The 21,958-nt window shown below is 61.1% G+C and carries 19 protein-coding genes and 1 pseudogene; 16 read left to right on the forward strand and 4 right to left on the reverse strand.

The window, feature by feature from the left end:
* The first annotated feature begins 91 nt into the window (after window positions 1-91).
* From KDB76_RS06625 to ispD, 5 genes are all read left to right on the forward strand, one after another.
* A complete protein-coding gene (locus KDB76_RS06625) occupies window positions 92-1,720 on the forward strand; it encodes a CTP synthase (protein ID WP_004375437.1) in 1,629 nt (542 codons plus the stop codon).
* 3 nt (window positions 1,721-1,723) lie between these two features.
* Window positions 1,724-2,569: a 3-deoxy-8-phosphooctulonate synthase gene (gene kdsA / locus KDB76_RS06630; protein ID WP_013971265.1), complete on the forward strand. Its 846-nt coding sequence runs from the start codon at window positions 1,724-1,726 to the stop codon at window positions 2,567-2,569.
* A gap of 153 nt (window positions 2,570-2,722) precedes the next feature.
* Window positions 2,723-4,012 (forward strand): phosphopyruvate hydratase, encoded by a 1,290-nt coding sequence (eno, locus tag KDB76_RS06635; protein ID WP_013971266.1) that lies wholly within the window; start codon window positions 2,723-2,725, stop codon window positions 4,010-4,012.
* Between the two features lie 167 nt (window positions 4,013-4,179).
* Complete coding sequence (ftsB, locus tag KDB76_RS06640; protein ID WP_004375443.1) at window positions 4,180-4,461, forward strand: cell division protein FtsB; 282 nt, start codon at window positions 4,180-4,182, stop codon at window positions 4,459-4,461.
* Window positions 4,458-5,165: a 2-C-methyl-D-erythritol 4-phosphate cytidylyltransferase gene (gene ispD, locus KDB76_RS06645; protein ID WP_024086399.1), complete on the forward strand. Its 708-nt coding sequence runs from the start codon at window positions 4,458-4,460 to the stop codon at window positions 5,163-5,165. Before ftsB ends, ispD begins: the two co-directional genes overlap by 4 nt.
* 132 nt (window positions 5,166-5,297) lie before the next feature.
* Here ispD and KDB76_RS06650 read toward each other — a convergent pair whose 3' ends face one another.
* Window positions 5,298-6,194 carry a LysR substrate-binding domain-containing protein gene (locus KDB76_RS06650; RefSeq protein ID WP_013971269.1) on the reverse strand — a complete coding sequence of 299 codons (897 nt, stop codon included), beginning with the start codon at window positions 6,192-6,194 and terminating at the stop codon, window positions 5,298-5,300.
* Window positions 6,195-6,301: 107 nt separating this feature from the next.
* Here KDB76_RS06650 and KDB76_RS06655 point away from each other — a divergent pair, with 107 nt between their 5' ends.
* From KDB76_RS06655 to rpoS, 8 genes are all read left to right on the forward strand, one after another.
* Window positions 6,302-7,414 (forward strand): S-(hydroxymethyl)glutathione dehydrogenase/class III alcohol dehydrogenase, encoded by a 1,113-nt coding sequence (locus KDB76_RS06655; protein ID WP_013971270.1) that lies wholly within the window; start codon window positions 6,302-6,304, stop codon window positions 7,412-7,414.
* A gap of 8 nt (window positions 7,415-7,422) precedes the next feature.
* Window positions 7,423-8,277: an S-formylglutathione hydrolase gene (gene fghA, locus KDB76_RS06660; RefSeq protein ID WP_013971271.1), complete on the forward strand. Its 855-nt coding sequence runs from the start codon at window positions 7,423-7,425 to the stop codon at window positions 8,275-8,277.
* A 176-nt stretch (window positions 8,278-8,453) separates the two neighbouring features.
* Window positions 8,454-8,927: a 2-C-methyl-D-erythritol 2,4-cyclodiphosphate synthase gene (gene ispF / locus KDB76_RS06665; protein ID WP_013971272.1), complete on the forward strand. Its 474-nt coding sequence runs from the start codon at window positions 8,454-8,456 to the stop codon at window positions 8,925-8,927.
* Entirely contained in the window at window positions 8,924-9,982 is a 1,059-nt protein-coding gene (gene truD / locus KDB76_RS06670; protein WP_038408822.1) for a tRNA pseudouridine(13) synthase TruD, read from the forward strand. Before ispF ends, truD begins: the two co-directional genes overlap by 4 nt.
* Window positions 9,970-10,719, forward strand: coding sequence for a 5'/3'-nucleotidase SurE (surE, locus tag KDB76_RS06675; protein ID WP_013971274.1), 750 nt, complete (start codon window positions 9,970-9,972; stop codon window positions 10,717-10,719). The genes truD and surE overlap by 13 nt, the downstream gene beginning before the upstream one ends.
* Window positions 10,720-10,754: 35 nt before the next feature.
* Window positions 10,755-11,393 (forward strand): protein-L-isoaspartate(D-aspartate) O-methyltransferase, encoded by a 639-nt coding sequence (locus tag KDB76_RS06680; protein WP_015269209.1) that lies wholly within the window; start codon window positions 10,755-10,757, stop codon window positions 11,391-11,393.
* A 217-nt stretch (window positions 11,394-11,610) separates the two neighbouring features.
* Window positions 11,611-12,456: a peptidoglycan DD-metalloendopeptidase family protein gene (locus tag KDB76_RS06685; protein WP_038408825.1), complete on the forward strand. Its 846-nt coding sequence runs from the start codon at window positions 11,611-11,613 to the stop codon at window positions 12,454-12,456.
* A 108-nt stretch (window positions 12,457-12,564) separates the two neighbouring features.
* A complete protein-coding gene (gene rpoS / locus KDB76_RS06690; protein WP_013971277.1) occupies window positions 12,565-13,572 on the forward strand; it encodes an RNA polymerase sigma factor RpoS in 1,008 nt (335 codons plus the stop codon).
* A gap of 616 nt (window positions 13,573-14,188) precedes the next feature.
* Here rpoS and fdxA read toward each other — a convergent pair.
* Window positions 14,189-14,512: a ferredoxin FdxA gene (gene fdxA / locus KDB76_RS06695; protein WP_004375459.1), complete on the reverse strand. Its 324-nt coding sequence runs from the start codon at window positions 14,510-14,512 to the stop codon at window positions 14,189-14,191.
* Between the two features lie 140 nt (window positions 14,513-14,652).
* Window positions 14,653-17,226, reverse strand: coding sequence for a DNA mismatch repair protein MutS (gene mutS, locus KDB76_RS06700; protein ID WP_024086401.1), 2,574 nt, complete (start codon window positions 17,224-17,226; stop codon window positions 14,653-14,655).
* A gap of 271 nt (window positions 17,227-17,497) precedes the next feature.
* Between mutS and KDB76_RS06705 the strand changes: the two genes are divergently transcribed.
* The 3 genes and pseudogenes from KDB76_RS06705 (at window position 17,498) to recA (ending at window position 19,752) form a co-directional block, all read left to right on the forward strand.
* Window positions 17,498-17,980, forward strand: a complete 483-nt coding sequence (locus tag KDB76_RS06705; RefSeq protein WP_013971338.1) for a CinA family protein — start codon at window positions 17,498-17,500, stop codon at window positions 17,978-17,980.
* A gap of 103 nt (window positions 17,981-18,083) precedes the next feature.
* Window positions 18,084-18,581 (forward strand): annotated as a pseudogene (locus tag KDB76_RS06710) (ATPase domain-containing protein); the annotation flags it as partial.
* Window positions 18,582-18,705: 124 nt separating this feature from the next.
* Entirely contained in the window at window positions 18,706-19,752 is a 1,047-nt protein-coding gene (gene recA, locus KDB76_RS06715; RefSeq protein WP_038408827.1) for a recombinase RecA, read from the forward strand.
* 805 nt (window positions 19,753-20,557) lie between these two features.
* On the opposite strand, the gene KDB76_RS06720 is transcribed toward recA, so the two are convergent.
* Window positions 20,558-21,949 carry an aspartate aminotransferase family protein gene (locus KDB76_RS06720; RefSeq protein WP_010955129.1) on the reverse strand — a complete coding sequence of 464 codons (1,392 nt, stop codon included), beginning with the start codon at window positions 21,947-21,949 and terminating at the stop codon, window positions 20,558-20,560.
* Window positions 21,950-21,958 lie beyond the last annotated feature (9 nt).

The raw sequence follows: 21,958 nt of genomic DNA on the forward strand, positions 1-21,958 counted from the left end.
CTGTGATTGACGCAGGTGATCGGGGGCTTCGGCCTTCCTTCGCTTTCTCCGGCGGCGCTGGCCGCCTTAACGCAGACTTCTAGGGTTTTTCATGACGCGCTACATATTCGTCACGGGCGGTGTTGTTTCTTCATTGGGGAAAGGCATTGCCTCGGCTTCCCTGGCGGCCATCCTGGAAGCGCGGGGCCTGAAGGTCACCATGCTCAAGCTGGATCCGTACATCAACGTCGATCCGGGCACCATGAGCCCGTTCCAGCACGGTGAAGTGTTCGTCACCCACGATGGCGCCGAGACCGACCTCGACCTGGGCCACTACGAGCGGTTCATCCGCACCACCATGACCCAGAACAACAACTTCACCACCGGCCGCATCTACGAGCACGTACTGCGCAAGGAACGTCGTGGTGACTATCTGGGCGCGACCATCCAGGTCATCCCGCACATCACCGATGAAATCAAGCGTCGCATCATCAAGGGCGCCGGCGATGCCGACGTGGCCCTGGTGGAAATCGGCGGTACCGTGGGTGACATCGAGTCGCAGCCGTTCCTCGAAGCCATCCGCCAGCTGCGCGTCGAAGTGGGCTCCAAGCGCGCCATGCTGATGCACCTGACCCTGGTCCCGTATATCGCCACCGCTGGCGAGACCAAGACCAAGCCGACCCAACACTCGGTCAAGGAGCTGCGCTCTATCGGCCTGCAGCCTGACGTGCTGATCTGCCGCTCCGACCACCCGGTCGATGCCTCGTCGCGTCGCAAGATCGCGCTGTTCACCAACGTTGAAGAGCGTGCGGTGATTTCGCTGGAAGACGTCGACACCATCTACAAGATCCCGGGCGTGCTGCACGCACAGGGCCTGGATGACTTCGTCGTCGAGCGTTTCGGCCTGCAGTGCAATGGCGCCGACCTGTCCGAGTGGGACAAGGTGGTCGATGCCAAGCTAAACCCTGAGCACGAAGTGACCATCGCCATGGTCGGCAAGTACATGGAGCTGCTGGATGCGTACAAGTCGCTGATCGAAGCGATGAGCCACGCCGGCATTACCAACCGCACCAAGGTCAACCTGCGCTACATCGACTCGGAAGACATCGAGAACCAGGGCACCAGCCTGCTCGAAGGTGCCGATGCCATCCTGGTGCCGGGCGGTTTCGGCCTGCGCGGCGTGGAAGGCAAGATCACCGCGGTGCAATACGCCCGTGAGAACAAGGTGCCGTACCTGGGTATCTGCCTGGGCATGCAGGTGGCCGTGATCGAATTCGCCCGTAACGTGATGGGCTGGAAGGACGCCAACTCCACCGAGTTCGACCGCAACAGCGGCCACCCGGTAGTCGGCCTGATCACCGAGTGGGCCGATGCCACCGGTGCCGTCGAAACCCGCAGCGAAGCCTCCGACCTGGGTGGCACCATGCGCCTGGGCGCACAGGATTGCCAGCTGGCGGCCGGTTCCAAGGTGCACGATTGCTACGGCAAGGACGTGATCACCGAGCGTCACCGCCATCGCTACGAAGTGAACAACAACCTGTTGCCGCAACTGATCGATGCCGGCCTGGTGGTTTCCGGCCGCTCTGAAGACGGCGCGCTGGTGGAAGTGGTCGAGTCCAAGGACCACCCATGGTTCGTCGCCTGCCAGTTCCACCCGGAATTCACCTCGACCCCGCGTGACGGCCACCCGCTGTTCAGCGGTTTCGTCAAGGCAGCCCTGGCTCAGAAGAACAAGGCCTGATCAATGACCCAGAAGATCATTCGCGTCGGTAACATCGAGATCGCCAACGACAAGCCGTTCGTCTTGTTCGGCGGCATGAACGTCCTGGAGTCCCGTGACCTGGCAATGAAGGTCTGCGAAGAGTACGTGCGGGTGACCGAGAAGCTTGGTATCCCGTACGTGTTCAAGGCCAGCTTCGACAAGGCCAACCGTTCGTCGGTAACCTCCTACCGTGGCCCTGGCATGGAAGAGGGGCTGAAGATCTTCGAAGAGATCAAGCGCACCTTCAACGTGCCGGTCATCACCGACGTACACGAGCCTTATCAGGCCGAGCCTGTAGCCAAAGTGTGCGACATCATCCAGCTGCCGGCATTCCTGTCGCGCCAGACCGATCTGGTGGTGGCCATGGCCAAGACCGGCGTAGTGATCAACATCAAGAAGGCCCAGTTTCTCGCGCCTCAGGAAATGAAACACATCCTGACCAAGTGCGAAGAAGCCGGTAACGACCAGTTGATTCTCTGCGAGCGTGGTTCGAGCTTCGGCTACAACAACCTGGTGGTGGACATGCTCGGCTTCGGCATCATGAAGCAGTTCGAGTACCCGGTGTTCTTCGACGTGACCCACGCCCTGCAGATGCCGGGTGGTCGCGCCGATTCCGCCGGTGGTCGCCGCGCCCAGGTCACCGACCTGGCCAAGGCCGGCATGAGCCAAGGCCTGGCCGGTCTGTTCCTCGAAGCCCACCCCGATCCGGACAACGCCAAGTGCGATGGCCCATGTGCCCTGCGCCTGGACAAACTGGAGCCATTCCTGGCCCAGCTCAAGCAACTGGACGACCTGGTGAAAAGTTTTCCGACGGTAGAAACCGCGTAAAGCTCGATTCTCGGGTAAAGTACCGCCCGATCCACCCCTGACCAGTCGGTCAGGGGTTCCCTTCACCCGGCCTGCCCACTGCAAGTCCGCCCGGTGAACGGCTGGAATTTCCTAAGCTAAGTTGTTTTCGTCAATTCTGGAGTGCTTACAACAATGGCAAAAATCGTCGACATCAAAGGTCGTGAAGTTCTCGATTCGCGTGGCAACCCCACCGTGGAAGCCGATGTACTGCTCGACAACGGCATCATCGGCAGCGCCTGCGCGCCGTCCGGTGCTTCCACTGGCTCGCGCGAAGCGCTGGAGCTGCGTGATGGCGACAAGAGCCGTTACCTGGGCAAGGGCGTGCTGAAGGCTGTTGCCAACATCAATGGCCCGATTCGTGACCTGCTGCTGGGCAAGGACCCTGCCGACCAGAAGGCCCTGGACCGCGCCATGATCGAGCTGGACGGTACCGAGAACAAGGCCAAGCTGGGCGCCAATGCCATCCTGGCCGTTTCCCTGGCTGCCGCCAAGGCCGCTGCCCAGGACCAGGACCTGCCGCTGTACGCGCACATCGCCAACCTGAACGGCACCCCTGGCCAGTACTCGATGCCGGTACCGATGATGAACATCATCAACGGTGGCGAGCACGCCGACAACAACGTCGACATCCAGGAGTTCATGGTACAGCCGGTTGGCGCCAAGACCTTCTCCGACGGCCTGCGCATGGGTACCGAAATCTTCCACCACCTCAAAGCCGTGCTCAAGGCCCGTGGCCTGAACACCGCCGTTGGTGACGAAGGTGGTTTCGCCCCTAACCTGGCTTCCAACGAAGACGCTCTGGGCGCCATCGCCGAAGCCGTTGAGAAAGCCGGCTACAAGCTGGGCACCGACGTGACCCTGGCCTTGGACTGCGCGGCTTCCGAGTTCTACGAAGACGGCAAGTACAACCTGTCCGGCGAAGGCAAGTCGTTCGACGCTGAAGGCTTTGCCGAGTACCTGAAAGGCCTGACCGAGCGCTTCCCGATCATCTCGATCGAAGACGGCCTGGACGAGTCCGACTGGGCTGGCTGGAAGATCCTCACCGACAAGATCGGTGCCAAGGTGCAGCTGGTTGGCGACGACCTGTTCGTGACCAACACCAAGATCCTCAAGGAAGGCATCGAGAAGGGCATCGGTAACTCGATCCTGATCAAGTTCAACCAGATCGGTTCGCTGACCGAAACCCTGGAAGCCATCCAGATGGCCAAGGCTGCTGGCTACACCGCAGTGATTTCGCACCGCTCCGGTGAAACCGAAGACTCGACCATTGCCGACCTGGCCGTGGGTACTGCTGCCGGCCAGATCAAGACTGGCTCGCTGTGCCGTTCCGACCGCGTTTCCAAGTACAACCAACTGCTGCGCATCGAAGAGCAACTGGGTGCCAAAGCGGTTTACCGCGGTCGTGCCGAGTTTCGCGGTTAAGCAAGAGATGGTAAAAAGACAGCAGCCGGAGTTGTGGGAACGTTCGTACTGAACTTTCCTACATTTCAACGGGTTTCTGTCGACGAAGCCTGGCCTCGGCCAGGCTTCGTGCTATTCGAGGCCCGGAAGTAAAAATACCCGGCAGCCTTTTTAACCTGGATAACGTGATGCGCAGTCCCTATTGGTTGTTCCTCGTCCTGCTCCTGCTGCTGGGTGGCCTGCAGTACCGCCTGTGGGTGGGTAATGGCAGCCTGGCGCAAGTGACCGAGCTGAAGCAGCAGATTGCTGAGCAGCATGCCGAAAACGAGCGCTTGCTCGAGCGCAATCGCGTGCTCGATGCCGAAGTGCTGGAGCTGAAAAAAGGCATGGAGACCGTTGAAGAGCGGGCTCGCCACGAATTGGGAATGGTCAAAGAGGGCGAAACCCTCTTCCAGTTGCCACAGAAATGATCGAAACCTTACCGGCCTTCTGGGCCGTGATTCCTGCTGCGGGCGTAGGTGCCCGCATGGCTGCCGACCGCCCCAAGCAGTACCTGGAGCTGGCCGGGCAAACCATTATCGAGCACAGCCTCGACTGTTTTCTTGGCCACCCGATGCTCAAGGGCGTGGTGGTCAGCATTGCCGAAGATGACCCGTACTGGCCTCGCCTGCGCTGCGCCAGCGACCCGCGCATCCAGCGTGCCGCGGGTGGTCGAGAGCGTGCCGACTCGGTGCTCAATGCCTTGCTGGTGCTGCATGCTCACGGGGCTGCGGACAGTGATTGGGTGCTGGTACACGATGCTGCACGACCGAACCTGGCGCGCAGCGATCTGGACAAGCTATTGTCGGAGCTGGCGGACGACCCGGTGGGTGGCCTGCTGGCGGTGCCGGCGCGCGATACCCTCAAGCGGGCCGATGCTGATGGCCGGGTGGGCGCTACCGTAGACCGCAGTACCATCTGGCAGGCCTATACACCGCAGATGTTCCGCCTTGGGGCGTTGCATCAGGCGCTGGCCGAGTGTCTTGTGTCGGATGTGCTGGTGACCGACGAGTCCTCTGCCATCGAGTGGTCCGGCCAGGCGCCGCGGCTGGTCGAAGGGCGCAGTGACAACATCAAGGTGACCCGACCGGAAGATCTGGAGTGGTTGCGCCAGCGTTGGGCAGGGCGCCGCTGAATTTCTTGCTCCTGTGCCGGCCTCTTCGCGGGTAAACCCGCTCCCACAGGTATCGCACATCCCTTCAGGTTTGCGCTGTACCTGTGGGAGCGGGTTTACCCGCGAAGAGGCCAGAGCAGCCAGCACAAGGTTTCAGTTCAAGCGATACTCCGGCAACCCCGCCAACCCTTCTTTCAGGTAATCCACCAGCCGCCGTACCTTCGGCGACAGGTGCCGCTGCTGCGGATACAGCGCCCACACCGCGGTATTCGGTGGCTGGTGCGCCTCAAGCAACGACACCAGCGCACCACTGTTCAAGTGCTCCAGCACGTAGTAATCCGGCAACTGGCACAACCCCATCCCCTGCAGCGCTGCGTCCAGCACCGCCTGCCCGCTGTTGCAACGCCAGTTGCCCTGGACTCGCTGGCTGATCTCGCGGCCGTCCTGCTGTAGCGCCCACAAATCCGAACTGCCTACCAGGCAGTTGTGCCGCGCCAGTTCCGACAGGCTGTGCGGCCGACCATAACGTTCCAGGTAGTCCGGCGAAGCACACAGGTACATGCGCCGGGGCGCCAGGCGGGTTGCCACCAATCGCGAGTCGGCCAGCCGGCCCAGGCGGATGGCCAGGTCCATGCCTTCATGCACCAGGTCGAGGGTATGGTTGCTCAGTTCCACTTCCACCCGCAGCTGCGGGTACAGCGCCATGAACCGCGTCACCAGCGGCACGATGAAACGCTCGCCGTAGGCCACCGCGCAGGTCATGCGCAGCAGCCCCTTGGGCTCGCTGGCCAGATCGCCCATGGCGCGCAGGGCTTCCTCGCGGCCATCCTGCAAGCGCTGGCAGTGCTGCAGGAACGTCTGCCCGGCCTCGCTCAGGGTCACCCGCCGGGTGCTGCGGTACAGCAGGCGCGTCTGCAGCCGTTCCTCCAGTCGGGCGATCTGCCGGCTGATGTGCGACGAGGAAACCCCCAGACGCTCTGCGGCCGCGGTGAACTGGCCCGACTCGGCCACGGCGACGAACTCGTCGATGCCTTCCCAGCGGCTGCTCATTGATTATCCCTGTATGGCAATAATGTTTTGTCTTTGGCCTGATTATTCATCAAAAAGCGGTGAATTACACTGCCAGACTGAATCGACACTCTGTCTGGAGACCTTTGATGATCAAGTCCCGTGCTGCTGTAGCTTTCGAAGCTAAGAAACCCCTGGAAATCGTCGAAGTCGACGTGGCCATGCCCAAGGCCGGTGAAGTGCTGCTGCGCGTGGTCGCCAGCGGTGTCTGCCACACCGACGCCTACACCCTGTCGGGCGCCGACCCGGAGGGCATCTTCCCGTCGATCCTCGGTCACGAAGGTGGCGCGATCGTCGAGGCGGTAGGCGAGGGCGTCACCTCGGTCGCCGTCGGTGACCACGTCATTCCGCTGTACACCCCGGAATGCGGCAAGTGCAAGTTCTGCCTCTCGGGCAAGACCAACCTTTGCCAGGCCATCCGCGCCACCCAGGGCAAGGGCCTGATGCCGGACGGCACCACGCGCTTCTCCTACAAAGGCCAGCAACTGTTCCACTACATGGGTACCTCGACCTTCTCCGAGTACACCGTGCTGCCGGAAATCTCCGTGGCCAAGATCCAGAAAGAAGCGCCGCTGGAAAAGGTCTGCCTGCTGGGTTGCGGCGTCACCACCGGTATCGGCGCGGTGCTCAACACCGCCAAGGTCAAGGCGGGTGACACCGTGGCCATCTTCGGTCTGGGCGGCATCGGCCTGTCGGCAGTGATCGGTGCGGTCAAGGCCAAGGCGTCGCGCATCATTGCCATCGATATCAACCCGGCCAAGTTCGAGATCGCCCGTCAGCTGGGTGCTACCGACTGCATCAACCCGAAAGACTACGACCGCCCGATCCAGGAAGTGATCGTCGATCTCACCGACGGCGGCGTGGACTTCTCGTTCGAGTGCATCGGCAACGTGCAGCTGATGCGTGCTGCGCTGGAATGCTGCCACAAGGGCTGGGGTGAGTCGGTGATCATCGGCGTGGCCGGTGCCGGCCAGGAAATCGCCACCCGTCCGTTCCAGCTGGTTACCGGTCGCGTATGGCGTGGTTCGGCGTTCGGTGGCGTGCGTGGTCGTAGCGAGCTGCCGAGCTACGTGGAAATGTCCGAGAAGGGCGAGATCCCGCTGGATACCTTCATCACCCACACCATGGGCCTGGAAGACATCAACAAGGCCTTCGACCTGATGCATGAAGGCAAGAGCATCCGCAGCGTCATCCACTTCTGAGGTTTGCCATGAGCCTGGATAACATCTCCTGCCAGAAGAGCTTCGGCGGCTGGCACAAGCGTTACCGGCATCACTCCAAGGTGCTGGGTTGCGACATGGTGTTCGCCGTCTACCTGCCGCCGCAGGCCGAACAGGGCGAGAAGCTGCCGGTGCTGTACTGGCTCAGCGGCCTCACCTGCACCGACGAGAACTTCATGCAGAAAGCCGGCGCCCAGCGCCTGGCTGCGGAGCTTGGGTTGATCATCGTAGCCCCCGACACCAGCCCGCGTGGTGAGCAGGTGCCGAGCGACCCGGACGGTGCCTGGGACTTCGGCCTGGGTGCCGGGTTCTACCTCAATGCCACTCAGCAGCCCTGGGCCCAGCACTACCGCATGCACGACTATGTGGTGGAGGAATTGCCCGCGTTGATCGAGGCGCACTTCCCGGCTTCGGGCGAGCGCAGCATCAGTGGCCACTCCATGGGTGGGCATGGCGCGCTGGTGTGCGCCTTGCGCAACCCGGGGCGCTACCGCTCGGTGTCGGCGTTCTCGCCGATCAGCAACCCGATGGATTGCCCGTGGGGCGAGAAAGCCTTCAGCCGCTACCTGGGTGAAGACCGGGCGCGCTGGCGCGAGTGGGATGCCAGCGTGCTGCTGGCCGAGGCTCCGGCCGGCGAATGCCCGCCGTTGCTGGTGGACCAGGGCGACCGCGACGACTTCCTCGAGAAGCAGCTTAAGCCTGAAGCCTTGGAGCAGGCGGCACGCAAAGGTGGGCATGAACTGACCCTGCGCCTGCAGCCTGGCTATGACCACAGCTACTACTTCATCGCCAGCTTCATCGAGGAGCACCTGCGTCATCATGCGGTGGCCTTGGGGCGGGTGTAAGGCGTAGCTGTGGTGCTTGCTTCATCGCTGGCAAGCCAGCTCCCACCTCGACTGCATGGCCCTCGGGCCCTGTGCCATACCTGTGGGAGCTGGCATGCCGGCGATGGGCTGCGAAGCAGCCCCAATGCCTCAAAAGCAGGTAGAATCACGCCCTGACTCATTCAGGGCGTTTTTCTATGCGTATTGGCCACGGCTACGATGTGCACCGTTTCTGCGACGGTGATTTCATTACCCTGGGCGGGGTGCGTATCCCCCACAAATACGGCCTCCTGGCCCACTCCGATGGCGACGTGCTGCTGCACGCCCTGAGCGATGCCTTGCTTGGCGCGGCAGCGCTGGGTGACATCGGCAAGCATTTCCCCGACACCGACCCGCAGTTCAAAGGCGCCAACAGCCGTGTTCTGCTGCGCCATGTGGTCGGCATCGTCCAGGCCAAGGGCTGGAAGGTCGGCAACATCGACGCCACCATCGTCGCCCAGGCGCCGAAGATGGCACCGCACATCGAAACCATGCGCAAACTGATCGCCGAAGACCTGCAGGTCGAACTCGACCAGGTCAATGTCAAGGCTACCACCACCGAGAAGCTCGGCTTCACCGGCCGCGAGGAGGGCATCGCCGTGCATTCGGTAGCCCTGTTGCTGCCAGCATGACCGAACTGGAACTGTTGGGCCCGCGTGCATCGGGCGAACCACTGGGTACCGCCGTTCTCAAGGCAGTGGCCGAAGATTTCCAAGTCGACGAAGTGCTGGACATCCCGCTGTCGGGACAGGGCGAGCACTTGTGGCTGTGGGTCGAAAAGCGTGACCTGAACACCGAGGAGGCGGCCCGCCGCCTGGCCCGTGCCGCAGGGGTGCCGGTGCGCACGATCAGCTACGCCGGCCTCAAGGACCGCCAGGCCCTGACCCGCCAGTGGTTCAGCCTGCACCTGCCCGGCAAGGCCGACCCGGACCTGTCGCGTGCCGAGGATGCCAGCCTGCGTGTGCTCAAGCAGGTGCGCCACCAGCGCAAGCTGCAGCGCGGTGCGCATTCGGCCAATGGCTTCACGCTGCGCCTGACTGCCCTGGCTGCCGATCACCAAGCGGTGGATGCGCGCCTGGAACAGCTCAAGCAGTACGGTGTGCCGAATTATTTCGGCACCCAGCGCTTCGGCCACGGTGGCGGCAACGTTCACGACGCTCTTGATTGGGCCGCACGCAATGCCCTGCCCGAACAGCGCAACGTGCGTTCGCGGTTGCTCTCGGCCGGGCGCAGCTACCTGTTCAACCAGGTGCTGGCAGCCCGTGTTGCCGACGGCAGCTGGGCGCGTGCGCAGGTGGGCGACCTGTTGGCGTTCACCACGAGTCGTAGCTTCTTTCCTGCTGGGGAGTCGGAATGTTCCGATCCTCGGCTGGCGATTCTTGACCTGCATCCGACCGGCCCGCTGTGGGGGGCAGGCGATTCGCCGGTTACGGGGAGTACCGCGCAACAAGAGGATGCGATCGCCGCACGGCAGCCGGCACTTTGCCAGTGGCTGGCCCTGGCGGGCATGGATCACGAACGACGCATTCTGCGGCTCCCTATTGGCGGTCTTACGTGGCATTATCCCGAGCCTGATATCCTGCAACTGGAATTCGTCCTTCCGGCCGGATGTTTCGCCACCGTGGTGGTGCGCGAAATCGTGGATCTGGTGTCGGCGGGGCAGACGGACAGCTCATGCGTATTCTGATTTCGAACGACGACGGTGTTACCGCACCCGGCATCGCCGCGCTGCATGCTGCGCTGGTGGATTACGCCGAGTGCGTGGTTATTGCCCCGGATCAAGACAAGAGCGGCGCCAGCAGTTCGCTGACGCTGGACCGGCCACTGCACCCGCAGACCTTGGCCAATGGCTTCATCAGCCTCAACGGCACGCCGACCGACTGCGTGCATCTGGGGCTCAATGGGCTGTTGCCACAGGCGCCGGACATGGTTGTGTCGGGGATCAACCTCGGTGCCAACCTGGGTGACGACGTGCTCTATTCGGGCACGGTCGCGGCCGCGTTGGAAGGCCGTTTCCTCGGCGGTACCTCGCTGGCGTTTTCGCTGTTGTCGCGCCAGCCGGACAACCTGCCCACCGCGGCCCACATCGCCCGCCGCCTGGTCGAGGCTCAGTCGCGCCTGGCCTTGCCACCGCGCACCGTGCTCAACGTCAATATCCCCAACCTGCCGCTGGAGCACATTCGTGGCATCCAGCTCACCCGCCTCGGTCACCGGGCGCGGGCGGCGGCGCCGACCAAGGTGGTCAACCCACGCGGCAAGGAAGGCTACTGGATCGCTGTCGCCGGGGATGCCGAGGACGGTGGCCCGGGGACCGACTTCCACGCGGTGATGCAAGGCTATGTATCGATCACTCCGCTGCAGCTCGACCGCACCTTCAGTGATGCCTTCGAGCAGCTCGACGGTTGGCTGGAGGGCCTGCTCTGATGCGTGAGGACGATATGCTGCGGCGTGGCATCGGCATGACCTCCCAGCGCACCCGGGAGCGGCTGATCCAGCGCCTGTGCGAGGAGGGCGTTTCGAACACCAAGGTGCTCGACGTCATCCGTCGTACCCCGCGCCACCTGTTCGTCGACGAGGCGCTGGCGCATCGCGCCTACGAAGACACCGCGCTGCCGATCGGCCACAACCAGACGATCTCGCAACCGTTCATGGTTGCCCACATGAGTGAACTGCTGCTCGAGGCCGGGCCGCTGGACAAGGTGCTCGAGATCGGCACCGGCTCGGGCTACCAGACGGCAATCCTGGCTCAGTTGGTCGAGCGGGTGTTCTCGGTGGAACGCATCAAGGTGTTGCAGGACCGGGCCAAGGAGCGCCTGGTGGAGCTGAACCTGCGCAACGTGGTGTTCCGCTGGGGGGATGGTTGCGAAGGCTGGCCGGCGCTGGCGCCGTACAACGGCATCATCGTCACCGCCGTAGCGCCGGAAGTGCCGCAGGCACTGCTCGACCAGCTTGCGCCGGGTGGCCGTATGGTGATCCCGGTGGGCCCAGCCGGCGAAACCCAGCAGCTGATGCTGATCGTGCGCGAGGAGCATGGATTCTCCCGCCGCGTGCTGGGGGCCGTGCGCTTCGTACCGCTGCTCAACGGCCCGCTGGCCTGAACACTGCTGGTTCGAGTCGCGCGATATTTTTGCGCCAGCACCGAATTCTTGCTGCAACGCCCTGTCTATCTGGCGGGGTGAAGCGCTAGCGCACAGCGTGTTGCAAGGCTTTGCAGCAGTCTTTCACCAACCCTGCCAATGCGGGCGGGCTTGGTTATAATTGCAATAATATTGCATTTGTTGTCATTTCGTTTTCGGCACCATGAGGGGAGCGCGGGTGGGTCACACAGTCATTCGGCAGCGCAAGGACGGGTCGGGTTTCACGCTTCTGGTGATTGCACTGGCCATGGGCACGCTACTGGTAGGTTGCTCGAGCACCAGCAGCAACAGCGCGCGGGTGGTCGACCGCAACAACACCGTGCCCAAGCGCCCGGCAGTAACCACCGGGCAGTACATCGTCAAACCTGGCGATACGCTGTTCTCCATCGCCTTCCGTTATGGCTGGGACTACAAGGAGCTGGCTGCGCGCAACGGTATCGCGGCGCCCTACACCATTCGCCCGGGGCAAGCGATTCGTTTCAGCAGCGGCTCTACCGGCAGCACCACGGTGGTGTCCAGCCCGTCGTCGTCGAGCAAGACCACGGTCATCCGGCGGCCTGTGGGAAGCACCAGCACACCTCCTGGCAACACCAGCAAACCGGCCACGCCGGCAGCCTCCAGCAGCGCCACGGTGCCTGCCGCGGAGCGTGCGGTAGGTGGCTGGACCTGGCCCGCCAACGGCGTGCTGATTGGAAAATTCGCTTCAAACGGTAGTTTGAATAAAGGCATTGATATCGCCGGTGATTTGGGACAGCCTGTTTTTGCTGCGTCTGATGGTGCAGTGGTGTACGCCGGGAGTGGCTTGAGGGGCTACGGCGAACTGATCATCATCAAGCACAGCGATACCTACGTCAGTGCCTACGGCCATAACCGCAGGCTGTTGGTTCGGGAGGGGCAGCAGGTCAAGGCAGGGCAGTCGATTGCTGAAATGGGGTCCACGGGCACAGATCGGGTGAAGCTGCATTTCGAGATTCGCCGCCAGGGCAAACCCGTCGATCCGCTCCAGTTCCTGCCACGTCGTTGACCGTTGTACCCGGCCTGTTCCTGTGATGTAGAGGGGACAGGCTCCAGCGCTGCCAAGGAGATAGGTGCCGCTCGAGTCTGAGTTCGAACTCAGCAAAGGACTATAACAATGGCTCTCAGTAAAGAAGTGCCGGAGTTTGACATCGACGATGACCTGCTTCTGATGGAGACGGGTATCGTTTTGGAAACGGATGTGGTGTCAGACGAACCTGCTGTATCTTCGGTTCGGACGAGGGCCAAGTCGGGCTCTTCGCTCAAGCAACACAAGTACATCGATTACAGCCGGGCGCTCGATGCCACCCAGTTGTATCTCAACGAGATAGGATTCTCGCCTCTGCTTTCGCCGGAAGAGGAAGTGCACTTTGCGCGCCTGTCGCAAAAGGGCGACCCTGCCGGCCGCAAGCGCATGATCGAAAGCAACCTGCGCCTGGTTGTAAAAATTGCCCGTCGTTACGTGAACCGCGGCCTGTCGCTGCTCGACCTGATCGAGGAGGGCAACCTTGGGCTGATCCGTGCGGTCGAGAAGTTCGACCCGGAGCGTGGTTTCCGGTTCTCGACTTATGCGACCTGGTGGATTCGCCAGACCATCGAACGGGCGATCATGAACCAGACCCGCACCATTCGCCTGCCGATCCACGTGGTCAAGGAACTGAACGTCTACCTGCGCGCTGCGCGCGAGCTGACCCAGAAACTGGACCACGAACCCTCGCCAGAAGAAATAGCCACGCTGCTGGAGAAGCCGGTCGCCGAGGTCAAGCGTATGCTGGGCCTGAACGAGCGGGTGTCTTCGGTGGATGTGTCGCTCGGCCCAGACTCGGACAAGACCCTGCTCGATACCTTGACCGACGACCGCCCGACCGACCCATGCGAACTGCTGCAGGATGATGACCTGTCGCAGAGTATCGACCAGTGGCTGGGCGAGTTGACCGACAAGCAGCGTGAAGTGGTGGTGCGCCGCTTTGGCTTGCGCGGGCATGAAAGCAGCACCCTGGAAGATGTTGGACTGGAGATTGGCCTGACCCGCGAACGGGTGCGGCAGATCCAGGTCGAGGGGCTCAAGCGTTTGCGTGAGATTCTCGAGAAGAACGGCCTGTCCAGTGAGTCGTTGTTCCAGTAGCGGAAGTCTGTAACACAAAGCGCCCCGATGATTTCGGGGCGTTTTTGTATGTGGCGATCAGAGGTGTCCCATTCAAAATTGCGGGGGCGCTTTGCGCCCCTTTCGCGACACAAGGCCGCTCCCACAGGTATTTCATCGCCTTTGAATGCACCACTATCCTGTGGGAGCGGCCTTGTGTCGCGAAAGGGCTGCAAAGCAGCCCCAAGACATTATGTACTGCGCTACCCCAATAACATCGCGTGTAAGCCTTTGCTTACTTGTTCTGTAAGCCTTTTATGCACGCTTCAGTAAATCATTGTCGTATCCAGATCCTGCGTTTTCCCAACTCATTGAAAATCCGGACTTATTCAGCTGTGAGGAGATGTGTCACCTGCAACACCCTGTGAGGTTTCGCGGTTGCCGGCCAGGCTCAAGTCGCTAGTATTCGAACTGTGCACAGGGACATGCACAGGCTTTCAGGAGGAAAGCCAGGGACATCGCAAGACGCGATTTCATCAGGATGATGTTTGGGACAAACAGGGACTACGGAAAAAATGTGGGCGGGTCAAACCGCCCCTTTTTTTGCCCGCAGAAAACAAAAAAGGCCCCAAAGGGCCTTTTTAGTGTCCGGACGCTATCAGCGCTCCAGATCGGCAATCTTGCCAGTCTTGCCATCCCATTCCTCAGCGTCCGGCAGGGCGTCCTTACGCTCGGTGATGTTCGGCCAGATTTCCGCCAGTTCGGCGTTCAGCTCGATGAAGTTTTCCATGCCCGCAGGCACTTCGTCTTCCGAGAAGATGGCTTGCGCTGGGCATTCCGGCTCGCACAGGGCACAGTCGATGCACTCGTCCGGGTGGATGACCAGGAAGTTCGGGCCTTCGTAGAAGCAGTCCACCGGACAGACTTCCACGCAGTCGGTGTATTTGCATTTGATGCAGTTGTCGGTGACGACGAAGGTCATTTCTAATTCTCTCCTCAGGCGACGGCGGCGGCCCTTCCTCTCAGGGCCGCGCGGTTTACGGGTATGTGGCTGCAGGCCAGGCTAATAACCTGCAGCACCAGCAAACCGCGGCGGATTCTACCAGCTTGTAGTGGGCGCCGTTATAACAGGTTCTTTAGTTGATATAGCATTTCGATAGCTTGACGCGGTGTCATTTCGTCCAGCTGCAGCTTGCCCAGCTTCTCTATGGCCGGGTGTGGCAGGCTGGCGAACAGGTCGCTCTGGTGCGGGACCTGTGGCACGTCCTTGGCCTTTTGGGCCGTGGGTTGTTCATGCGGCAGGCTGGTGGTTTCCAGCCTCGCCAAGTGTTCACGGGCACGCTGGATGACGGCCGTCGGCACGCCGGCCAGCTGCGCCACGGCCAGACCGTAGCTCTGGCTGGCAGGACCAGGCAGCACGTGGTGCAGGAATACGATGCGTTCGTTGTGTTCGGTGGCGTTCAGGTGCACGTTGGCCACCAGTGGCTCGCTTTCCGGCAGCACGGTGAGTTCGAAGTAGTGCGTGGCGAACAGCGTGTAGGCGCGCAGCTGGGCCAGGCGCTCTGCGGCGGCCCAGGCCAGCGACAGGCCGTCGAAGGTACTGGTGCCGCGGCCCACTTCATCCATCAGCACCAGGCTGCGGTCGGTGGCGTTGTGCAGGATGTTGGCGGTTTCGCTCATCTCGACCATGAAGGTCGAGCGGCCACCGGCCAGGTCGTCGCTGGAGCCGATGCGGGTGAAGATGCGGTCGACCAGCGACAGCTCGCAGCTGGCAGCCGGCACGAAGCTGCCGATATGCGCCAGCAGCACGATCAGGGCGGTCTGGCGCATGTAGGTGGACTTACCGCCCATGTTCGGGCCGGTGATGATCAGCATGCGCGTGCTGTTGTCCAAGCCCAGGTCGTTGGCCACGAAGGGTGTGGTCAGTACCTGTTCCACCACTGGGTGACGGCCCTGCTCGATGCGCAGGCACGGCTCGTCTACGAAGCGTGGGCAGTTCAGGTCGAGGTTCAGTGCTCGTTCGGCCAGGTTGCTGAGCACGTCCAGTTCGGCCAGGGCGGCGGCGCTGTCCTGCAGCGGTGCCAGGTGGCTGATCAGGGTTTCCAGCAGGGCATCGTAGAGCATCTTCTCGCGTGCCAGGGCGCGGCTCTTGGCCGACAGTGCCTTGTCCTCGAACGCCTTCAGCTCCGGGGTGATGAAGCGCTCGGCGCCCTTTAGGGTCTGACGGCGGATGTAGTCACCCGGGGCCTGCTCGGCCTGCTTGGTCGGTAGTTCGATGAAGTAGCCGTGCACCCGGTTGTAGCCGACCTTGAGGTTGGCAAGGCCAGTACGGGCCTTTTCCCGCGCTTCCAGATCGATCAGGAATTGGCCGGCGTTTTCGCTGATCGCCAGCAACTCGTCCAGTTCGTTGTCATAGCCGGCCTTGAGCACGCCGCCATCGCGGATCACCGCCGGCGGGTTGTCTATGATCGCCCGCTCCAGCAGGCTAGCCAGTTCGGGATAGGTGCCGGTAATGGCGGCCAGACGCGCCAGGTGCGGTGCCTCCAGCTCGGCCATGGCATTCTGCAACTCGGGCAGCGCCCCAAGTGCATCGCGCAGGCGTGCCAGATCGCGTGGGCGGGCATTGCGCAGGCCGATACGGGCGAGAATCCGCTCGATATCGCCAATTTCCTTGAGCTGCGGCTGCAGCTTCTCGAAGCGGTAGCCGTCGAGCAGGCAGCGGATCGAGTCCTGGCGCGCCTGCAGCACCTTGAGATCGCGCAACGGGCGGTTCAACCAGCGGCTCAGCAAACGGCTGGCCATGGCGGTCTGGCAGCGGTCGATCACCGACTGCAGGGTGTTGTCTCGGCCGCCGGCCAGGTTGATGTCCAGCTCCAGGTTGCGGCGGCTGGCACCGTCGAGAATGACCGTGTCGTCCAGGCGTTCGTGGCGCAGGCTGCGCAGGTGTGGCAGGGCGGTGCGCTGGGTTTCCTTGGCATAGATCAGCAGGCAACCGGCGGCACCGATGGCCAGGGTCAGCTTGTCGCAGCCAAAGCCCTTGAGGTCCTTGGTCGCGAACTGCTGGCACAGGGCCTTGCGCGCCGAGTCGCGGTCGAAGTCCCATGGCGCACGGCGACGGGCGCCCGGTCGTTTCTCGGCCGGCAGGTCGCGCGGCCAGTCGTCGGGGATCAACAGCTCGACCGGGTTGAGGCGCTCGAGCTCGGCCAGCAGGTTTTCCCAGCCCTTGATCTCCTGCACGCTGAAGTTGCCACTGGTGATGTCCAGTACGGCCAGGCCGAACAGGCGCTCGTCCCCGAGCAGCGCGGCAATCAGGTTGTCGCGACGCTCGTCGAGCAGGGCCTCGTCGCTGACCGTACCCGGGGTGATGATGCGCACAACCTGACGTTCCACCGGGCCCTTGCTGGTGGCAGGGTCGCCAATCTGCTCGCAGATCACCACCGATTCGCCGAGCTTGACCAGCTTGGCCAGGTAGCCTTCCAGCGAATGGAACGGAATCCCGCACATTGGGATGGACTGGCCGGCCGACTGACCGCGCGCGGTCAGGGTGATGTCCAGCAGTTTCGCGGCTTTTTTCGCATCTTCGTAGAAGATCTCGTAGAAGTCGCCCATGCGGTAGAACATCAGCTGGTCCGGGTGCTGGTTCTTCAGCTTCCAGTACTGCTGCATCATTGGGGTGTGTGCGGAAAAATCGGAAATTGCTTTATTCATCAAAGGCTTACAAAGTAGGTCTCAATATTGTGGGGCAAATTGGGGCGTTCTGTGTTGCATGCGCGACGCCGAGACCCACCGGATTTTCAAGCCGCATAGGTTAACACGGCTACCCGGCGGGCTGTACCTGCGATATTCCGCCCGGCGCCCCTGCCGTGGCCGGTAGTGGCCTGGAACAAGTGATGTGCGAGACCGAAGCGGGCGCCCATCCCACCTCACCAAGATGCTAGGGTAGAAGCCTGCCTCCAAGGAGCCCGACATGGACCCGATCACTACGCTTGCCACCCGCCTGGGTGAACACCTGCGCCGCTTCAACGCGCAGGTGACCACCGCCGAATCCTGCACCGGTGGCGGCATCGCCGAGGCCATCACCCGCGTGCCCGGCAGCTCGGCCTGGTTCGAGGCTGGGTACGTGACCTATTCCAACATCCAGAAAACCCGTCAGCTGGGAGTGCCCGCAGCGTTGTTCGGCCAGGTTGGCGCGGTCAGCCAGGAAGTGGTCGAAGCCATGGTCCGCGGCGCCCAGGCCGCCAGCGGCGCGCGCTTTGCCGTGGCGGTGAGCGGCGTGGCCGGGCCGGACGGTGGTTCGCCGGCCAAACCGGTGGGCACCGTGTGGCTGGCCTGGGCCGATGGCAACCATGTATTCAGCGAGCGGCGCCAGTTCGACGGCGACCGCGAGGCGGTGCGTCGACAGACGGTGATCGCCGCGTTAGACGGCTTGTTACAGCTTGGTGCCGAGTAAATCGACGACAGGGGTTTGCGCGGGCGCCTGCCTGTGGAATAATACTGGCTACTTATACAGGTATTCCGGCCGTCAGGGCCAAGTCGAACACGTGAGGATTTCAATGGACGACAACAAGAAGCGCGCCTTGGCTGCGGCCCTGGGTCAGATCGAACGCCAATTCGGCAAGGGCGCCGTCATGCGCATGGGCGACCACGAGCGCCAGGCTATCCCTGCCATCTCCACCGGCTCGCTGGGCCTGGACATCGCCCTGGGCATCGGCGGCCTGCCAAAAGGCCGTATCGTCGAGATCTACGGCCCGGAGTCGTCGGGTAAGACCACGCTGACCCTGTCGGTCATCGCCGAAGCCCAGAAAAACGGCGCCACCTGTGCCTTCGTCGACGCCGAACACGCCCTCGACCCGGAGTACGCCGGCAAGCTGGGCGTCAACGTCGACGACCTGCTGGTTTCGCAGCCGGACACCGGCGAACAGGCCCTGGAAATCACCGACATGCTGGTGCGTTCCAACGCCGTTGACGTGATCATCGTCGACTCCGTGGCCGCCCTGGTACCGAAGGCCGAGATCGAAGGCGAGATGGGTGACATGCACGTGGGTCTGCAGGATGCAGTATTCGGAATCGCAGCATAGTTTTGGTTCACTTAGGAGGTCTCCCTTCCCTCACAAGGGATACGCCCTAAGCTAATCAGCAATATTCGATTAATCCTAATTTGAGTGGTCGGCGAGAATGGATCAGGCAAAAAACAAAGCGTTGGAAATGGCTCTTTCTCAGATCGAGAAGCAGTTTGGTAAGGGTGCCATCATGCGGCTCGGCTCCGACCGCACAATGGACATCGATGTTGTTTCGACCGGTTCTCTTGGTCTGGACATCGCTCTGGGCGTGGGTGGTCTGCCACGTGGTCGTATCGTTGAAATCTACGGCCCTGAGTCCTCTGGTAAAACTACCCTGACTCTTTCTGTAATTGCCGAAGCTCAGCGTCAAGGTTTGACCTGCGCATTCGTCGATGCCGAACACGCACTTGATCCAATCTACGCCGCCAAACTCGGCGTAAACATCGATGATCTTCTGTGCTCGCAGCCAGACACTGGCGAACAGGCACTTGAGATCGTAGACATTCTGACTCGTTCGGGTGCGGTTAACGTTATTGTTGTCGACTCCGTTGCTGCACTTGTACCGAAGGCTGAGATTGAAGGCGAGATCGGGGACTCCCATGTTGGCCTTGCCGCCCGAATGATGTCTCAGGCGATGCGGAAGATCACTGGTAACCTGAAGAACTCCAACACTATGTGTATCTTCATTAACCAGATCCGTATGAAGATCGGTGTCATGTTCGGCAGCCCGGAAACCACCACTGGTGGTAACGCCCTGAAGTTTTACGCCTCGGTACGTCTGGACATTCGCCGTATTGGCGCGGTCAAGGAAGGCGACGAGGTGGTTGGTAGCGAAACCCGCGTTAAAGTGGTCAAGAACAAAGTTGCTGCTCCTTTCAGGCAGGCAGAGTTCCAGATCGTTTACGGTCAGGGTATCAGCAAGGCTGGCGAGATCGTTGACCTGGCTGTCTCCAACAACTTCGTTGAGAAGTCCGGTGCTTGGTACTCCTTCGAAGGTAACAAGATTGGCCAAGGTAAGGCCAATACCATGAAGTGGCTGCTGGAAAACAAGCCTGCCATGGACAAGCTGGAAGGTATGATTCGCGAGAAGCTGATGTCGAAGCCTCAAGCTGAAGCAGCTACCAACCAGTCCGCAATTGAAGAGCCGGCTGACGACTATTGATCTTGCAGTGGCCTGAGGTCACTCATAGTAGTCGCTAGTTAAGATGCTGTTCCCCATAAAGCCTAGCTCCCCAGCTAGGCTTTTTATTTCGTGTAAAAATCAATACCTCCCCCTTCAAGGTGAACTACCGTTCGCCTCTCGCCCAGCTTGACTCTAAAAAATCCCCATCGAATTCTTTTGTGATCAAAAACAGCTTTCTGACCCACCGCCTGCGCCGGTAAATATGGCGTATACATTTGCGGATCCTGCTACGCTCTCCAGCGTAGAAAGATTGGCGCGAATCAGAGCATCCGAGTTCCAAGGGGTGGTTGAGGTGGAAGGGAACGACACGCTAACCCGCTGCTCGGGATCCAAGAGTTTACTTTCAACTTGGGACAGAAATTCTTCCAAAGACGAGATTTGTTCGTAGCGCATGACGAGTCTGAAGCCCCGGAGTTCGAATTAACAATCTAGCGGGCAAGCGAAGGGTCTCCCGCATGGCAGCTTTGAACTATTTGCGGCCACATGTCAAACGTAGCCCATGTGTACAGGTTAGCCCTTCACGGGCTCTAGCTGCATAGACATTGGCCACAAACAGCCCGGACTTGGATTGGAGCAGGTTTTTGAAGGTTTGACACTGCTCACCAACCCGCGAAGGCCTGCTATAGCGAGGTGGTCACGATGCTTCCAACGGTGTTCATACCTGAGCAAAGAAGCTCCAATACGCTTTCGACCGCCCATACCCTTGAAACAAAAAAAGCCCGCTTGAAGGCGGGCTTAAAACGAAGAGGGTAATTCAGCTGGCATCATTGCCAACGTTGATGGCTCAGACCTTCAGCTCATCAAGGACGCTCAGCACAGCTTCGTGTGCGATGCTGATGATGCGATCCACTTCCTGTTCGGTCGTGACCAGAGGAGGAGCAAAGCCCAGGATTTCACCGTGAGGCATAGCACGAGCGATCAAGTTGCGATCACGGGCTGCTTTCGAGATCCGTGCACCAACCTTGAGGGCTGGGTCAAAACGCTTCTTGGTGGCCGGATCCGCTACGAACTCAATGGCGGCCATCATGCCCACACCACGCACTTCGCCGACGATTGGCAGCGAGGAGAAGGTCTCCTGCATCGACTTTTGGAAATACTGACCAACCTTGTCGACGTGCGCTGGAATGTTCTCACCCTCGACGATGTCGAGCACAGCGTTTGCTGCCGCGACACCGATAGGGTGGCCCGAGTAGGTGTAGCCGTGGGAGAAGGCACCAACGCGATCAGCGCCTTCCTCCATCACCTTGTACACCTTCTCACCAACAATCGAAGCCGACAGCGGTGCGTAGGCAGAAGTCAGGCCTTTAGCTACGGTGATCAGATCAGGCTCGATACCGTACTTGTCGCAGCCGAACATGGCACCAGTACGGCCAAAGCCGGTGATCACTTCGTCAGCGATCAGCAGGATGTCGTACTTTTTCAATACAGGCTGAACAGCAGCCCAGTAGCCTTCTGGCGGAGGGGTAATACCACCGGTTCCGAGCACAGGCTCAGCAATGAATGCGCCGATGGTGTCTGGGCCTTCACGCAGGATGAGCTCTTCGAGTTCACGTGCACGGCGGGCAGAGAATTCCAGCTCAGTCTCACCTGGCTCGGCGCCCCAGTAGTAGTGAGGAGCACCAGTACGCAGGATGCCTGCAATCGGCAGATCCATGTGGTCATGGTAGAACGACATGCCGGTCATGGAACCAGAAACTACGGAGCAACCGTGGTAGCCGCGCTCACGAGCAATGATCTTCTTCTTGTTCGGCTTACCGCGCAGGTTGTTGTAGTACCAGACCAGTTTGGCTTGGGTCTCGTTGGCATCCGAACCGGACATGCCGTAGAAGACCTTGCTCATTTTGCCCGGAGCCATCTTCACCAGGCGGTCAGACAGGCGAGCGAGCTCTTCCGTGGTGTGCGCAGCATAGGTGTGGTAGTACGCCAGCTTGTGGGCTTGCTTGGAGATCGCCTCGGCGACTTCGGTACGGCCATAGCCGACGTTCATGCAGTACAGGCCAGCGAAGCCATCGATGTACTCACGCCCAGTCGCGTCAGTGATAGTGATCCCTTTCGCGGTTTCGATGATTGTTGGATCACCTGCCTTGCCAGAGGCAAAGTCTTTCAGCTGGGTGAACGGGTGGAGCACTGCACCGCGATCTTGTTGGGAGATCAAATCTTGCTTTTGCTTATCCATTTTTCAATC

This window comes from Pseudomonas sp. JS425 (assembly GCF_018223845.1).
GTDB lineage: Bacteria > Pseudomonadota > Gammaproteobacteria > Pseudomonadales > Pseudomonadaceae > Aquipseudomonas > Aquipseudomonas asiatica.

Bases quoted from the DNA above. Each gene is read 5' to 3' on its own strand.
- ispF (WP_013971272.1), top strand. From the start codon at position 8,454: ATGCGTATTGGCCACGGCTACGATGTGCACCGTTTCTGCGACGGTGAT.
- ftsB (WP_004375443.1), top strand. From the start codon at position 4,180: ATGCGCAGTCCCTATTGGTTGTTCCTCGTCCTGCTCCTGCTGCTGGGT.
- recA (WP_038408827.1), top strand. From the start codon at position 18,706: ATGGATCAGGCAAAAAACAAAGCGTTGGAAATGGCTCTTTCTCAGATC.
- ispD (WP_024086399.1), top strand. From the start codon at position 4,458: ATGATCGAAACCTTACCGGCCTTCTGGGCCGTGATTCCTGCTGCGGGC.
- kdsA (WP_013971265.1), top strand. From the start codon at position 1,724: ATGACCCAGAAGATCATTCGCGTCGGTAACATCGAGATCGCCAACGAC.
- truD (WP_038408822.1), top strand. From the start codon at position 8,924: ATGACCGAACTGGAACTGTTGGGCCCGCGTGCATCGGGCGAACCACTG.
- fghA (WP_013971271.1), top strand. From the start codon at position 7,423: ATGAGCCTGGATAACATCTCCTGCCAGAAGAGCTTCGGCGGCTGGCAC.
- KDB76_RS06625 (WP_004375437.1), top strand. From the start codon at position 92: ATGACGCGCTACATATTCGTCACGGGCGGTGTTGTTTCTTCATTGGGG.
- KDB76_RS06655 (WP_013971270.1), top strand. From the start codon at position 6,302: ATGATCAAGTCCCGTGCTGCTGTAGCTTTCGAAGCTAAGAAACCCCTG.
- eno (WP_013971266.1), top strand. From the start codon at position 2,723: ATGGCAAAAATCGTCGACATCAAAGGTCGTGAAGTTCTCGATTCGCGT.
- rpoS (WP_013971277.1), top strand. From the start codon at position 12,565: ATGGCTCTCAGTAAAGAAGTGCCGGAGTTTGACATCGACGATGACCTG.
- surE (WP_013971274.1), top strand. From the start codon at position 9,970: ATGCGTATTCTGATTTCGAACGACGACGGTGTTACCGCACCCGGCATC.
- fdxA (WP_004375459.1), bottom strand. From the start codon at position 14,512: ATGACCTTCGTCGTCACCGACAACTGCATCAAATGCAAATACACCGAC.
- KDB76_RS06680 (WP_015269209.1), top strand. From the start codon at position 10,755: ATGACCTCCCAGCGCACCCGGGAGCGGCTGATCCAGCGCCTGTGCGAG.
- KDB76_RS06650 (WP_013971269.1), bottom strand. From the start codon at position 6,194: ATGAGCAGCCGCTGGGAAGGCATCGACGAGTTCGTCGCCGTGGCCGAG.
- KDB76_RS06720 (WP_010955129.1), bottom strand. From the start codon at position 21,949: ATGGATAAGCAAAAGCAAGATTTGATCTCCCAACAAGATCGCGGTGCA.
- KDB76_RS06705 (WP_013971338.1), top strand. From the start codon at position 17,498: ATGGACCCGATCACTACGCTTGCCACCCGCCTGGGTGAACACCTGCGC.